Genomic DNA, 13828 nt, shown 5'->3' on the forward strand with positions numbered 1-13828 from the left:
CGGCGGCTAATTAAATGTCGGAAAATCAGCGGAAAATCTGCTCCGCCCACTCCGCCAGCCCGGCGGTGACGCTGCCAAAGTGATCACCGTCGAGCAACGGAATATCCCCCAGCGTACGGGCGACGGCTTCGCGGATCACAGGTGAACGCGCGCTGCCGCCGGTGACGAAAATCAGATCCGGGCGACAACCGGCCTGCTCTACCGCTTCTTTCATCAGCAGCATGATGCGCTCCAGCGGACGCTCGATGGCGCTCTCCAGCTGTTCGCGGCTGACCTGGGTGGTCAGGCCCGGCTCGACAAAATTCAGGGCCACCTCGGTCACACCGGCGTCTGACAGTGCAATTTTGGTTTCTTCGGCGCTGCGCACCAGTTGCTGATTCTGTTTGTTCTGCCGCAGACGCATCAGGCGCGCAATTAATTCCGGTTGCAGACAGTCGCGCTGCAATTGTTCGAGATACAGCCCGGTTTCCAGACTGGCGAAACGGCCGAGCGCGCCAACGTCGTTGGTACACACCGCATCGAGAAAGGTTTTGGTCGGCATCGGCTTACCGCTTTTTAACGCGGCGTTCATGCCGAATAACGGCATCAGTTGTTTTCCGGCCAGCTGAATATCCAGATCGTTACCGCCGGTACGCTCACCGGTATGGCCCAGAAAATCCGCGCTGCGATCCACCCGGCCTCTGTGATCCGGGCCCATGCGCACCATGGCACAGTCGGTGGTACCACCGCCGATGTCCACCACCAGCACAGTTTTATTGGTATCCAGCGACTGTTCAAAACTCAGACCGGCAGCAATGGGTTCGTACTGAAATTCGACGGCACTGAAACCGGCACGGCGGGCGGCGGCCGACAGAATCGCCAGCGCCTGCTGGTTGCTGGTTTCGGCGCCTTTGTCGGTGGTCAGCGAGCCCTGAAAATTCACCGGACGGCCGATAACGGTATGGGTCAGTTCACGGCCCAGCGAGTGCTCGGCACGGCGTTTCACCGTCTGCATCATGGCGGTGACTATGTCTTCAAAAAAATGCACAAACTCAGGCCGCAGGCCGCTGGCACCAAGAAAGGATTTCGGCGATTTAACGAAGTACCCTTCTTCCGGGTCGGCAAAATACTGGCTGAACGCCTGCTTGCCCACGAACATGACGGTGTCGTCCTGCGTCAGGTCGAGTTCACGGCGCACGCGCAACGCCTGCTGCAACTGACCGCGGCGCAACTGCACGAAATCGTCGCGCAGCCCCGTGTTCTGCATGGCCAGCGCCACCTGTTCACAGATCAGCTCACGCCCGGCGGCGTACAGCGCCGATGGCATAAAATGGCTGTCGCCATCCACCTGCGCAAGGCGGATCTGGTTCTGGTCTTTCACGCCGATGGCGCAGTTGGAGGTGCCGTAGTCGAAGCCGCAAATCATGGGTAAACAACAATCGCCTGAAACTGAGGATGAAAAAAGGGCGCGGAAATTAGCACAAGCGCCGGGCGGGCAACAGTCTTGATTGGTGCGGATGGGTGTAAAGACATGGGGCAAACGGGCGTGGCTGCCGGCTGGCATTGCCGGTGAGCGTTACCCTGCCGAACGCCCACCGGCTCTGCGTCAGCGTTTCGAGCGCCAGCTGCTGTAGCGCGAATGCACGCCACGGGTGAAGGCTGACGAATAATTTTCCAGCACGTCCACGCCGACCAGAATGATCACGACCAGCAACGCCAGCTTGATGGCCAGCCCCGGTGTCCCCACCGACAGCGCTACGCCAATGGCCGCCAGCGCCCAGATAGTCGCCGCCGACGTCACACCGAGCACGATGCCGTCTTTGGCCAGCATCACCCCGGCGCCGAGGAAACCAACGCCGGTCACCACCTGACCAATGATGCGCGAGTTGTCGGTGCCGGCGTTGCTGATGTAACTCGACAGCTCCACGAACACATAAGTGCCCAGCACAATCAGCGATGACGTACGGATACCCACGGGTTTACCGCGCAGCTGCCGCTCCAGACCAATGATGGTACCGATGGCGAGCGCCGAGATAATGTGGGTCCAGTCGAGCGGTGCAACGTCAATCAGTTCTTCCCAGCTCATAAGCATCCTTACTCTGCGCTCAGCAGGGCTTCGATATCGTCGTCATCCGGAATGGTCATGCTGGAGTTGGAACTCACCACCTGCCCCTGACGGTTGATCAGGTATTTGTAGAAATTCCATTTCGGCGCCGTGTCCTGACGCGCGACTTCTTTAAACAGCGGGTGCGCGTCGGCGCCGCGGACCGGCACGGTGGCCAGCATGGTAAAGGTAACGCCGAAATTTTTGAAACAGACGTCGGCGGCTTCGGCTTCGTCGTCGGCTTCCTGATTAAAAGAGTCGGACGACACACCAATCACCACCAGACCGCGGTCTTTGTATTTCTCGTGAATGGCTTCGAGTTCGCTGAACTGATCGGTAAAACCGCAATGACTGGCGGTGTTCACCAGCATCACCGGCTGACCGTGGGTGACCTCACACAGGTCGAGAATCTTGCTGCTGTGCAGCTGTTTCATCTGCTGCTGGAAAATCGCCGGGCAGTCGGCGGCGTGCGCCGTTGCAGGCGTCAGCACACTGAACATCATAAGACTCAGGCTCACAGCGGGCGCGCCAAAAACGGAACGGGCGAAAGAACGGGGAGCAACCGTCAGCGCAGCACGACGGATCAGGGCATCAGGTAAGCGACAGAACAACATAGGAACTCCGGCAACATCTTCAGAGTAATCACTATAGAAAATGCTGCCGGGTCAGACCACTGGCAAATGCGCCGGAGTTAGGGGCTAAAGCGCGGCTCAGAGTTCATCCAGCGCTTCGCGCAGGGCTTCTTCAAGTTCCACCGGCTCGACCATCAGGGCTTCTTCTTTCAGGTTCGGGAACACCACCAGCCAGGTTTCGTCTTCGGTCAGGCCCTTGGTCCAGCGCGACAGCCAGACGTCCAGCTCAACGGCTTTGGGCGTGCAGTCTTCCCAGTCACCGGTTGCCCATTCGGCGGCGTAATCCGGGTGCGGCCATACCGGCAGGCAGTTGTCGCCGTCGGAGGTCAGGGTTACCCAGCCTTCGTCGTTGGCCAGACTCCAGATTTCCCCGTGCTTCACCACTTTATCGACGAAGTGCTGGAAACGCTGATGGTTCGACAGCTTCAGGGTTGCCAGATGATCTTTATGACTCAGGGAATAGCTCATAGTGGCTTGGTCGTCCGCAAATAAAAAAGGAACAGCCATTTTAATCGGCTGTTCCTTTTTTCGCTTCCGTTTTGTTGTGGCTCAGGTTTTCGCCTGCTTTGTCAGCAGGCTAAACGCTGAAGGCTCAAGGCTCAGGGCTCAGGGCTCAGCCCACAAACACCACTTTCGCCAGCAGCAGGGCTGACAGCACCCACACACCAACGGACAGCTCACGCGCCTTGCCAGCCAGAATCTTGGCCACCGCATAGGTGATGAAACCCAGGGTAATGCCGTGGGCAATGGAGAAGGTCAGCGGCGTCAGCAGCAGCACCACAGTCACCGGCGCGGCTTCGGTCAGATCATCCCAGTTCACGTCTTTCAGCGTGTACAGCATCAGGATGGCGACGTAGAAGATGGCACCGGCGGTGGCGTAGGCCGGAATCATGCCCGCCAGCGGCGCGAAGAAGATGCTCAGCAGGAACAGAATGCCCACCACTACAGCGGTCAGACCGGTACGGCCGCCCGCTGCCACACCGGCCGCGCTTTCCACGTAACTGGTGGTGGTTGAGGTACCCAGCGCCGCACCGGCTACGGTGGCAGTGGAGTCGGCCAGCAGCGCCTGACCCAGACGCGGTACCTGACCGTCGGCCTTGGTCAGACCGGCACGCTGGGTGACGGCAATCAGGGTGCCCGAGGTGTCGAACAGGTCGACGAACAGGAAAGCGAAAATCACGCTCAGCATGGCCACATCAAAGGCTGCGGCAATGTCCATCTGCAGGAAGGTCGGGGCAATCGATGGTGGCGCCGACACCAGGCCGTTGTAGGTCACATGGCCTGTGGTTACGGCCACAATGGTCACCAGCAGAATGGCCAGCATCACAGCGCCGGGAATGTTGCGCTGCACAAAGGCAATCACCAGGAAGAAGCCGGCCAGCGCCATCGCAGGCTCGAACTGGGTCAGGTCGCCCAGCGCGACCAGCGTGGCCGGATGGTCGACGATGATGCCGGCGTTTTTCAGGGCAATCAGAGCCAGAAACGCGCCGATACCGGCGGCAATGGCTTTCTTCAGCGTCACCGGAATGGCGTTGATGATCCATTCACGGATTTTGAACAGGCTCAGCAGAATGAAGATACAACCCGACAGGAATACGGCGCCCAGCGCGGTCTGCCAGGTATAACCCATGCCCAGTACCACGCCGTAGGTGAAGAAGGCGTTCAGACCCATGCCCGGTGCCAGTGCCACCGGCAGGTTGGCCCACAGACCCATGATGATGCAGCCCACGGCCGCCGCCAGACAGGTGGCCACGAACACGGCGCCACGGTCCATGCCCGCATCCGCCAGCATCGCCGGGTTAACAAAAATGATGTACGCCATGGTCAGGTAGGTGGTGATACCGGCCAGTACTTCGGTGCGCAGATTGCTGCCAAAACGCGACAGCCCAAACAGCTTTTCCAGCATGGGAGGGAGCCCTTAGTGGTTAATAAATCCGGACATTCACGGCCGTCAGACGGTCCGTTTTTGCCCGGGGGAGACTTTTTCGGGCCGCGGATTATAATGCCCGATTCCGCAAAGCCCAAGAAAACCTGACTGAATGGTCGGATCTTTTGGGCGCCCTGTTCCACCGCCCCAATTGCTGAGACTGACCCATGAGTGCCTACAGCCAGGAAATCAAAGATGCCATCCGTACCGTCCCTAACTGGCCGGAGGAAGGCGTTATGTTCCGCGACATCATGCCCCTGCTGCAGAACGCCAACGTATTCCGCAAGCTGATCGACAGCTTCGTTCACCGTTATCAGAACCTGCAGCTGGACGCGATTGCCGCCATCGATGCGCGTGGTTTCATTCTGGGTGCCCCGCTGGCCTATGAACTGGGCCTGAGCCTGGTGCCGGTGCGCAAGAAAGGCAAACTGCCGTTCAAGACCGTCACCCAGAGCTACGACCTCGAATACGGCAGCGCCACCATCGAACTGCACACCGATGCCTTCAAAGCCGGCGACCGCGTGCTGGTGATGGACGACCTGATCGCCACCGGTGGCACCATGCTGGCCGCCTGCGAACTGGTGCGTAAGCTGAACGCCGAGGTGGTGGAAGTAGCCGCCATCATCGACCTGCCGGATCTGAAAGGCAGCGAAAAACTGCGTAACGCCGGTTTCGACGTTTACGCCATCTGTGAATTTGACGGCCACTGAGACCCGCCCATGAGCCTGATGCACTTCGTTACCCACCGGATCCGTAAAGAGATCAAAGATCCGGCCGCCGAGCTGGTGAACAGCGAACACGAGGCCGATCTGAGCAGCGGCACCGTTGAGCATTTCTATGCCCAGACGGCTGCCCAGCTGAAGCAGATTCTGACCCAGCGTTCCGGCAAGCGTTACGGGGTGTTTCACCCGGAAATCACTCAGGTGCGCGCCCAGATTCAGGACTGGCTGGGCGAACGTCAGACCTTTATTGCCCTGACCCGCCGCATCGCCAAACACTTCGCCAACACCCTCGACAACACCGAGCTGGCGATTGATGGCTATCTGGCCTTTTTTATGGAAAAACTGGCCGACAGCGACCGCATGTACATGTTCCACCTGCGCTCGCGCTCCAGTGTGACCGTGAACGCCGACATGACCCTGACCGAAACCCAGTATCTGGATTTCTCCAACACAGGTTTCGGCGTGCAGATCAACCTGACCGACTGGCTCAGCGACGACGACAGCAAATACATCACCTTCAGTTTCGGCCGTGGCGACAAACCGCTGCAGAACCAGTTTGCGGAAAGCATCGGCTTTACCGACACGCTGAATACCAGCGCCGAAACCGAAGCCTTTCTGGAAATCGTCGATCAGTTCGCCCACACCCTGCCCGCCGATCAGGGCTTTGAATGCAAAGCCAAAGTGGTCGACTACTGCATGGAGCAGGATTTACGCGGTGAACCTGTGGTGTTTGATGAGCTGGCCGATTTTCTGGCCGCCGAGGTAAAAGCCGAACCGGCCAAAGCCTTTGCTCATTACATGGTCGAAAAGCAGAAAGAACGCGCACAGTCGGCAAAGCAGAACAGCGGCCTGACGCCGGAACAAATGGCGGCACAGGGCGCATCGACCCAGGACGTGGCCGACGCCATTAAAACCGAGCTGATTCCGGACCGGAAAAAGCTGCGCGGGTTTATCCGCTTCAGCGGAAAAAACAAAGACCTGAGCCTGAGTTTTTCCGCCAGTATGCTCGATACTCAGGACATTCAGTTTGATGCCACCAGCAACGAACTGCGCATCCGCAAAGTGCCGGATTCCCTGATCAAACAGCTCAAGCAAAAATAACCGCCGAGGCGGTACAGGAGCTGAGGCAGCCGGTCATTGCGATGCCAGCTGCCTCAGGCCCAACTCCTGCTCTGTGATGTCGCGGATCGAACGCAGCGTGCTCTCCACAATAAATACCGCGGGCTTTTTGTCGTACGCCATTAAGGCGTTTTTTACATACATCCATTTCAGCCGTATGCGCTCTTTTGCCGGGCTGTCGGCCATTTTCCCCAGAATTTCAAAAATACGGCTGCTGTAGCGCTCGATGCCGGTGTTCTGCAAACTCTGACCCACGACGGCTCCGGTGGCAAAGGTCACGTAGGCGGCGGTGACTTTTTCCAGGTTATCGAGCAACGCCATGAACAGCGCCTGCTCGCCGTGATAGCCATTCGATGGTGGGCGCGCAATGTCAAACGCCGCGTAAAGCGCTTCTTGCCGGGCTTTCAGGCGGGCCGGCAAACCACTGCTGTCGCCGTTGGTGGCGACCTGCCGCTGATGTTGAATAAAGTCGGCACTGGCATCCCATTCGCTTTTCAGCAGCGGCCATTCGCGTACCAGTTGCTGCGCCAGAACACTGCCATCGCGCAGCACAGTGTCCAGCCGGTCATTCACCTGACTGGTGCCGCCATTCACACTGAGCAGACTGAATTCGGTGGTGGCCCGGTACGCGAGAATTTCTAACTGCGCCCGCTGCTGCAGCGCCTCCGCCGAAGGGGCAGCATTGCTCACCCAAGGCATCAGCCACAACACACATCCGAATAACCTGACAACACCTGTTTTCATCCTGCTGACTCCTTACGACCAGGACCGGTTTTTGAGACTTTGCCAACCGTTGGACTGCACATGGCAGACGAACATGACAGACGCACACTACCGTCGATCAGACTCACGGGCCATACGCGGCAACGGCGCCAAAAAGCCCGTGCGACACCGCCAACATGGCGTGACGCACCGACTGAAAACGAACCGTTAATGCTGTTTTATAAACCCGACAACAACAAGGCACGCTTTTCCTGATTGCATTTTCACAACAGGAAAATCGGATAAATTCAGGCAGGAAAAAAGACGTTTAACCAGACCGCTGCCAAAACCGTATGCGCTGGCGAAAAACCAGACAAAAATTGGCAATGAATGCGCGGAAAATAGAATTCGTAAACAATGACAGGCCGTCAGCCAAAGCGGGCAAAGTGCTGACCTTAACAAGCGTGCTTATTAAAGGCCGTGCTGAATGATTCAGCACTCCCTTTAAATAAACGCAGGATGCAGAAACAAAAACACCCGGCATAGCCGGGTGTTTTCTCATGTCTCAGGCAGAAACGAGGTTATTCAGCAGCCAGCTGGCCGGCACCGAGTTCACCTTCAATCAGATCACGTATGGTACGGCCGGTACGGTCGACGATAAACACCGCCGAGCGTTCGTTGTACGCCAGCAGGGTTTCCTTCACAAAACCCCATTTGCGGCTGATGTCGTCTTTCAGTGCGGTGTTGGTCAGGGCACTCAGCGCCTCATCAAAGCGGCGGGCCTGATCTTCGATACTGACTTCCGTGACCGAGTGACCGCCGAATAAGGTGGTCTGAAAGGTCAGGTAGGTCGCCAGCATGCGTTCCAGACTGTCGAGCAGCACCAGCAAATTCTGTTTCTCGCGGTCGGATACCACGGCCTGCGGACGGCCGGCATTAAAGGATTCGTAAAGTTCGGTCTGACGGATCTGCAGTTTGGCCAGCAGATTCACCACGTCGCCCTGATTGGCGGCTTCCTGATTGTCCTGCACAAACTGCGCGGTTTCGGCCCACTGCTTTTCCAGCTGCGGCCACTGCGGCGCCAGCTCCTGACTCATGCTCTGTGCCTTACCGAGCAGTTCGTTCAGACGGGCGGTGGCGGCTTTATCGCCGGAATTGCGGATAACGAGGCAGAATTCGGTGGTGGTGCGGTAGGCGAAGGATTCCAGCAGTTCGCGCTTGAGCAGCGCGTCGTCTGTGGTGGCGGCGGCCACCTGAGCGATAAAGCCGGCGAATGCCAGCCCCAGAAACGCAGTCAGTTTCAAAGCGGTTACTCCCCTTGTGTGACGCCATGAGAATGGGTTCGCGGGCCGCTCCGGTCTGAGCCTGTCAGCCTCTTATTGATTCCAATGACGATACGAAAAATATGACCTAAGTACCAGTGTCGTGAAAGGACAGCGGGGCCTGTGTGTCGGATCAGGCCTGCTTGGCGCAGATTGGCACCTGTGTTACAACCCGCACCCTGATTAACAAGCGATTATGACCCCAATGACCACACGCCATTCCATTGCCTACTGGCAACACAGTCATGACTTCCAGGCGACAGCCAACGACGGTGAACGCCGTACGCTGTGGGTACTGATTCTGACCGCCATTACTATGCTGGCCGAAATTGTCGCCGGGTCGGTTTACGGCTCTATGGCGCTGCTGGCCGACGGCTGGCACATGGGCACGCACGTGGCGGCCTTTATGATCACCCTGTTCGCTTACCGTTATGCGCGCCGCCACGCCGACAACCCGGCGTTCAGCTTCGGCACAGGTAAAGTGAACGTGCTCGGCGGTTTCGCCAGCGCCGTGGCACTGGCCGTGGTGGCGCTGGTGATGCTGGTTGAGTCTCTGGTGCGGCTGTTTGAGCCTCAGGCCATTCAGTTCGACCAGGCGATTTTTGTGGCGGTGATCGGCCTGACCATTAACCTGATCAGCGCCTATTTGCTGAAAGACCACCACCATCATCACCATCACGGGCATGGCCACGATCACGATGACCATGATCATCGGGCTCACGAGCACCATGAACATCATGATCACGACCATGACCATGACCATGACCATGAGCACGACCATCATAAACACGGCCATGATGACCACGGCCACGATCTGAATCTGCGCGCGGCGTATATGCACGTACTGGCGGATGCGCTGACCTCGATTCTGGCCATTGCCGCCCTGCTGGCCGGCAAGTTCGCCGGACTGAACTGGCTCGATCCTGTGATGGGCATGGTCGGTGCGCTGATCATTGCCCGCTGGGCCGTGGGTCTGGTGCAGGAAACCTCACCGATTCTGCTCGATGCCAGCATCCACGAACCGCAACGCAACGCCATCCGTCAGGCAATTGAAGCCGATGCCGACAATCAGGTGTCTGATATTCACGTGTGGCGCGTCAGCAGCAGCCAGTACGCGGCGATGATTTCGCTGGTGACCCACACGCCGAAGCACACAGCGCACTATAAGCACCTGCTGCACGACTTCCGGCAGTTGGCGCATGTGACCATAGAAATCAACGAATGCCGCGCAGCGGATTGCCCCGCGCGCGATCACTGACAGGGAAAACACCATGCAGGAACTGCCACCACTGACACCGCAGGACGACGCCGCCAAAACCTCAGCGCTGGTCGCGTACCTTTGCCTGGTGGCCGGTTACTTTACCGGTCTGTTCTGGTTGGTGGGTGGCATCTGGGCCATGGTGAAACGCTCGGATGCGGAAGACAGCCGCTACGTGGGCCACTTCAATAACATCATCAGCGTGTTCTGGTGGGGTGCCGGTCTGTGCATTCTGGGGGTGATACTCGCCCCCTTTATCATCGGCTATTTCATTCTGCTGGGCGTACTGGTGTGGTCTGTGTACCGCCTGATCAAAGGACTTGCCCTGCTCACGTCGAACAAGCCCTTCCCGCTCTGAGCCTGCTCAGGCCGGCATCAGCCCTTGGCGCCGGCCGCCTCTGCAATGCGCTTCACCACTCTCGCCGCCGCCACAAAGCCGAAGGTACCGGTCACCATGGTCGCGGCACCAAAGCCTGACGAGCAATCCAGACGCGTACTGTCGCCGTCGAAGGTTTTCATCTGACACACGCTGCCATCCGGCTGCGGGTACACCAGCTGTTCGGTGGAAAATACACAGGGAATGGAATAGTTACGGGCGGTATTGCGCGAGAAATTGTAGTCGCGGCGCAAAATAGAACGAACGCGCTTGGCCAGCGGGTCGTTAAAGGTTTTATTTAAATCCGCCACCTGAATCTGGGTTGGGTCAGTCTGACCACCGGCGGCACCTGTGGTGACGATGCGGATCTTATTGCGCTTGCAGTGAGCGATCAGGGCCGCCTTGCTTTTCACGCTGTCGATGCAATCCACCACGTAATCGAAGCCAGTATGAATCAGCTCACGCTGATTGCTCTCGGTGACGAATTCCATCAGGGGGTGCACAGTGCATTCCGGGTTAATCCGGCGGATACGCTCGGCGACCGCCTCGACCTTGAGTTTGCCGATATCACCGGTCATGGCGTGGATCTGACGATTGGTGTTGGTCACGCAGATATCGTCCATGTCGATCAGGGTGATCTGGCCAATACCGGAACGGGCCAATGCTTCGGCCGCCCAGGAGCCCACACCTCCAATACCGACCACACACACGTGTGCATCGTGCAGGCGTTGCAGCCCGGCCGCGCCATACAGACGGCCGATTCCACCAAAGCGATCAAGATAATCCGGAGACATGCGCACCCACCGTGCAGATTTCAGAGGGCGCGCAGTATATCAGAGGGTGGGCAGCCTTTCAGAGAGGAGCTGCTGAGCGCCCGCTCCGAGCTGAAATCAGAGCTGAAATCAGAGCTGAGATCAGAGCTGAGAAATTCGGGCTTCGGTTACCACCGACGGCTGACGACGCAGCCAGCGGCCGGTTTCACTGATGCGCCCCAGGGTTGGTTCGCCTTTGTCGAACTGGCGCAGCAGACGGCGCTGTTCGTCTTCCGGCAGTGTTCCGTTCAGACCGTCACGCAGTTCCGGAATGGCGGAAATACGCCCGGTTAAGGTGGTCACCAGCACATCAAGGAAAGACTCCGACAGACGGGCATGTTCGCGGTAATTCAGGCTCACCACCGTCGCGCCGTCTTTGCGCTCAATCACCAGCAGGTCGTTTTGCTCCAGCGGGCCTTTCACCAGCTGGAAGAAGCTTTGCAGATCGTCGCCGTGGGCAGCCCACACATCACGTTCCTGCGACACGGCAAACACGTCCTGCCACAGCTGGCGGTAACGGCGGATGCTGATTTTATCTTCCACCACTTTCAGCTGCAGTTTTTCCGGAAGCCGCGCCTCTGCCGGTTCTTTATCGGCCGTGCGCTCTTTTTCGCCGTAGAGAGCGACCAGAAACCAGGGGTTATCCAGCGTCTGAAACAAGCCTACTCCCTTAAGCTCCGACGCCTGAACCATGCCCATGCACACCATCAGCACAAGACCTGTCAGAAACCGCATCGAAAACTCCTCTTACTGACAATTCAGTAAATTTATCAATAAGGCCTATCTTGGTCTGAGACGACAACCACAGCAAGCCACGCGCACGCGAAAGTGACGCTTTTGATAACCAGTTGACAAAATTTGTCACCCGGCAAGACAAAGCGCGCCGCCGCGGCGCATTTGTGCCGAAAGGCCAGCCAGAACAACGGGCGCCCTACTCAGCCATGGCAAAACGGAAAGGGATATCAAACTCCAGCGCATCGTCATGCAGCACCTCTGGTGGCTGCGGATACGGCGCCGCCTGACGTGCTGCACGCAGCGCCGCCTGATCCAGCAACTCTGAGCCCGAGCTCTGTACCGTTTCCAACCCCAGCAACTGACCCTGCGCATCCAGACGGATGCCGACCATCACCACACCCTGCAGGCGGCGTTTCAATGCGCGCTGCGGGTATTCCGCCTTGCTGTTGGCATGACGCAGCACAGTGCGCAGATAGCCCACCGACGCACGCTGTTCGGCGATTGCGCCGGCCATGGCAGCTGCATTCGGCGCAGGCTGAGCAGGCGATTCTGGCGAAACGGCCTGCCCGGCCGGGACGGAAGCCGGTTGTTGAGACTGCGCGGCAACGCTCGGGGCAAGGGTCGCTGCTACGGACGCGGTAAGGGGCGCTGCTGCAGCCGCTTTTGCTGGCGCAGATTCAGCACCCTTGTTCAATGCAACGGACTTCATGGTAACGGCTGCTTCATTCTTAGCGGCCGGGGCTTTATTAGTTGGGGTTGGGACCGGGGCTTTAGCTGGCGCTTCAGGCTCTGCTGCGGCGATCACAACAGACGCAGCGCTGGCTGCTAAAACAGGCGCAGTGCCAGCTGCAACGGCGACCGGCTTTTGTGCGTCAGCCCGTTTTTCTGCTTCGGGCTTTTCCGGCTCCGGGGCTGTTGCCAGCGCGGGCGCCCACCACTGACGCACCAGCGCATCACGGCCCGAGGCAAAATGGCGCTGTTCCAGACGAGTGATTTGCGCCGCCTTCTGATCGGCATTCATGCCAGTCAGGCCTTCGCGCAATTCCGGTGACTGAGGAAATTTGCCGATCCAGGCGGCCAGCAGCAGGTTGGCAAAGGCCCCCTCCTCCAGCACCAGCGACGGCACACCATTAATGCTGACTTCGCAACGCCCGGAGCGGTTGCTGATCAGCACCTGATCGCCCGCCACCAGATCGGCCGGCAGCAAACTGATAAAGCGGGAAATACTGCCCGCCCACTGATTCAGCTCCGCCTCGGTGAGATTGATGCCCAGGCCCTCATTCCACAGGCGGTAAAAACGGCGCGGCGACAGCTGCGCCGTCAGAATATCCATGCGCAGTTCAACCGGAGCGCCCGGCGTACGCCAGCTCTGGCTGTCGTTACTGGCCGAAAACACGCTGGCCAGATACACGTCGTTGCCCAGACGGCTGTACACCGCACTGCCCTGTAACGGCAGCGCCTGAGCGAACTGACAAACAAAGAAGAAGAGAGAAACACTAACTAACCGGATGGCAGACAGACGGAGTGACTGTCGTGTTGATTGCCTGATTGACTGCATAGCTGCCTCACACGTCCTGCGGATCAGCGCGCAGCATGAGAAGGCATTGTGACAATTTCGGGACAGGGGGTGCTTTCAGATCAGCCGAGATTCACCAGCTCAATAAACGAGGTCAACGGCAGGGCTTCTTTTACCAGTTTCTGCTGGCGTTCGGGCTGGCGGATATCGGCCAGCGTGATGCGTGACAGCACCTGGGTAATGAGCTGATTAATGCCCCCCCAGTGGGTCGCCAGTGAGCAACTGTCGGTGATGTCGCATAAGTCAGTATCCGCCGCACAATCCGTGACCGCCACCGGCCCTTCAAATGCCTGCACCACATCCAGCATGCGGATCTGTGAGGGCGCCCGGCCGATACGGTAGCCACCTCGGGCACCGCGCTGGGCAATCACCAGACCGGCATCGGCCAGTGCCTTCATAACTTTGCGCACCGTTGGCATGGCAAGCCCCGTGCGGGCGGCGATATCGTCCGCTGACAGTTTTACCGCACCGGCTTCCGCCAGCACGTTCAGCACCACCACCCCATAGTCGGTGAGCTTGCCTATTCGCAACATACCGCAACCCCGATGGCCCGCCACAGCGCGC

General features: G+C 58.6%; 15 protein-coding genes. 4 read left to right on the forward strand and 11 right to left on the reverse strand.

Going from position 1 to position 13828, the window contains the following annotated elements; genetic code table 11:
* Nucleotides 1-25: 25 nt before the first annotated feature.
* From yegD to ACQUQU_RS09270, 5 genes are all read right to left on the reverse strand, one after another.
* The gene (gene yegD / locus ACQUQU_RS09250; RefSeq protein ID WP_430462953.1) at nt 26-1405 is read right to left on the reverse strand and encodes a molecular chaperone; all 1380 of its coding nucleotides are present in this window, start codon (nt 1403-1405) and stop codon (nt 26-28) included.
* Nucleotides 1406-1585: 180 nt separating this feature from the next.
* Complete coding sequence (locus ACQUQU_RS09255) at nt 1586-2065, reverse strand: MgtC/SapB family protein (protein ID WP_430462954.1); 480 nt, start codon at nt 2063-2065, stop codon at nt 1586-1588.
* 8 nt (nt 2066-2073) lie between these two features.
* The gene (locus tag ACQUQU_RS09260) at nt 2074-2697 is read right to left on the reverse strand and encodes a glutathione peroxidase (protein ID WP_430462955.1); all 624 of its coding nucleotides are present in this window, start codon (nt 2695-2697) and stop codon (nt 2074-2076) included.
* A gap of 96 nt (nt 2698-2793) precedes the next feature.
* Nucleotides 2794-3183, reverse strand: coding sequence for a DUF2750 domain-containing protein (locus tag ACQUQU_RS09265; protein ID WP_430462956.1), 390 nt, complete (start codon nt 3181-3183; stop codon nt 2794-2796).
* 145 nt (nt 3184-3328) lie between these two features.
* Entirely contained in the window at nt 3329-4621 is a 1293-nt protein-coding gene (locus tag ACQUQU_RS09270; protein WP_430462957.1) for an NCS2 family permease, read from the reverse strand.
* 188 nt (nt 4622-4809) lie between these two features.
* Between ACQUQU_RS09270 and ACQUQU_RS09275 the strand changes: the two genes are divergently transcribed.
* Together ACQUQU_RS09275 and ACQUQU_RS09280 are read left to right on the forward strand one after the other, a co-directional pair.
* Complete coding sequence (locus ACQUQU_RS09275) at nt 4810-5352, forward strand: adenine phosphoribosyltransferase (protein WP_430462958.1); 543 nt, start codon at nt 4810-4812, stop codon at nt 5350-5352.
* 9 nt (nt 5353-5361) lie between these two features.
* The gene (locus tag ACQUQU_RS09280) at nt 5362-6465 is read left to right on the forward strand and encodes a nucleoid-associated protein (protein ID WP_430462959.1); all 1104 of its coding nucleotides are present in this window, start codon (nt 5362-5364) and stop codon (nt 6463-6465) included.
* 33 nt (nt 6466-6498) lie between these two features.
* Here ACQUQU_RS09280 and ACQUQU_RS09285 read toward each other — a convergent pair whose 3' ends face one another.
* Nucleotides 6499-7227, reverse strand: coding sequence for a hypothetical protein (locus ACQUQU_RS09285; RefSeq protein ID WP_430462960.1), 729 nt, complete (start codon nt 7225-7227; stop codon nt 6499-6501).
* A 539-nt stretch (nt 7228-7766) separates the two neighbouring features.
* Nucleotides 7767-8489 carry a hypothetical protein gene (locus ACQUQU_RS09290; RefSeq protein WP_430462961.1) on the reverse strand — a complete coding sequence of 241 codons (723 nt, stop codon included), beginning with the start codon at nt 8487-8489 and terminating at the stop codon, nt 7767-7769.
* A gap of 214 nt (nt 8490-8703) precedes the next feature.
* Here ACQUQU_RS09290 and ACQUQU_RS09295 point away from each other — a divergent pair, with 214 nt between their 5' ends.
* Both ACQUQU_RS09295 and ACQUQU_RS09300 read left to right on the forward strand, forming a co-directional pair.
* A complete protein-coding gene (locus ACQUQU_RS09295; RefSeq protein ID WP_430462962.1) occupies nt 8704-9765 on the forward strand; it encodes a cation diffusion facilitator family transporter in 1062 nt (353 codons plus the stop codon).
* Nucleotides 9766-9778: 13 nt separating this feature from the next.
* Entirely contained in the window at nt 9779-10123 is a 345-nt protein-coding gene (locus ACQUQU_RS09300; RefSeq protein WP_430462963.1) for a DUF4870 family protein, read from the forward strand.
* A gap of 17 nt (nt 10124-10140) precedes the next feature.
* Here ACQUQU_RS09300 and tcdA read toward each other — a convergent pair whose 3' ends face one another.
* The 4 genes from tcdA to ACQUQU_RS09320 all read right to left on the reverse strand — a co-directional run bounded on the left by tcdA (nt 10141) and on the right by ACQUQU_RS09320 (nt 13797).
* Nucleotides 10141-10935, reverse strand: a complete 795-nt coding sequence (tcdA, locus tag ACQUQU_RS09305; RefSeq protein ID WP_430462964.1) for a tRNA cyclic N6-threonylcarbamoyladenosine(37) synthase TcdA — start codon at nt 10933-10935, stop codon at nt 10141-10143.
* A 120-nt stretch (nt 10936-11055) separates the two neighbouring features.
* Entirely contained in the window at nt 11056-11688 is a 633-nt protein-coding gene (locus tag ACQUQU_RS09310; protein ID WP_430462965.1) for a hypothetical protein, read from the reverse strand.
* 196 nt (nt 11689-11884) lie between these two features.
* Nucleotides 11885-13123 (reverse strand): TonB family protein, encoded by a 1239-nt coding sequence (locus tag ACQUQU_RS09315; RefSeq protein WP_430462966.1) that lies wholly within the window; start codon nt 13121-13123, stop codon nt 11885-11887.
* Between the two features lie 203 nt (nt 13124-13326).
* Nucleotides 13327-13797, reverse strand: a complete 471-nt coding sequence (locus tag ACQUQU_RS09320; protein ID WP_430462967.1) for an SUF system Fe-S cluster assembly regulator — start codon at nt 13795-13797, stop codon at nt 13327-13329.
* Between the last annotated feature and the right edge of the window lie 31 nt (nt 13798-13828).

It is taken from the genome of Thalassolituus sp. LLYu03, assembly GCF_050507655.1.
GTDB lineage: Bacteria > Pseudomonadota > Gammaproteobacteria > Pseudomonadales > Oceanobacteraceae > Venatoribacter.

Coding starts and splice junctions, on each gene's coding strand:
- yegD (WP_430462953.1), bottom strand. CDS start 1,405: ATGATTTGCGGCTTCGACTACGGCACCTCCAACTGCGCCATCGGCGTG.
- ACQUQU_RS09255 (WP_430462954.1), bottom strand. CDS start 2,065: ATGAGCTGGGAAGAACTGATTGACGTTGCACCGCTCGACTGGACCCAC.
- ACQUQU_RS09260 (WP_430462955.1), bottom strand. CDS start 2,697: ATGTTGTTCTGTCGCTTACCTGATGCCCTGATCCGTCGTGCTGCGCTG.
- ACQUQU_RS09265 (WP_430462956.1), bottom strand. CDS start 3,183: ATGAGCTATTCCCTGAGTCATAAAGATCATCTGGCAACCCTGAAGCTG.
- ACQUQU_RS09270 (WP_430462957.1), bottom strand. CDS start 4,621: ATGCTGGAAAAGCTGTTTGGGCTGTCGCGTTTTGGCAGCAATCTGCGC.
- ACQUQU_RS09275 (WP_430462958.1), top strand. CDS start 4,810: ATGAGTGCCTACAGCCAGGAAATCAAAGATGCCATCCGTACCGTCCCT.
- ACQUQU_RS09280 (WP_430462959.1), top strand. CDS start 5,362: ATGAGCCTGATGCACTTCGTTACCCACCGGATCCGTAAAGAGATCAAA.
- ACQUQU_RS09285 (WP_430462960.1), bottom strand. CDS start 7,227: ATGAAAACAGGTGTTGTCAGGTTATTCGGATGTGTGTTGTGGCTGATG.
- ACQUQU_RS09295 (WP_430462962.1), top strand. CDS start 8,704: ATGACCCCAATGACCACACGCCATTCCATTGCCTACTGGCAACACAGT.
- ACQUQU_RS09300 (WP_430462963.1), top strand. CDS start 9,779: ATGCAGGAACTGCCACCACTGACACCGCAGGACGACGCCGCCAAAACC.
- tcdA (WP_430462964.1), bottom strand. CDS start 10,935: ATGTCTCCGGATTATCTTGATCGCTTTGGTGGAATCGGCCGTCTGTAT.
- ACQUQU_RS09310 (WP_430462965.1), bottom strand. CDS start 11,688: ATGCGGTTTCTGACAGGTCTTGTGCTGATGGTGTGCATGGGCATGGTT.
- ACQUQU_RS09320 (WP_430462967.1), bottom strand. CDS start 13,797: ATGTTGCGAATAGGCAAGCTCACCGACTATGGGGTGGTGGTGCTGAAC.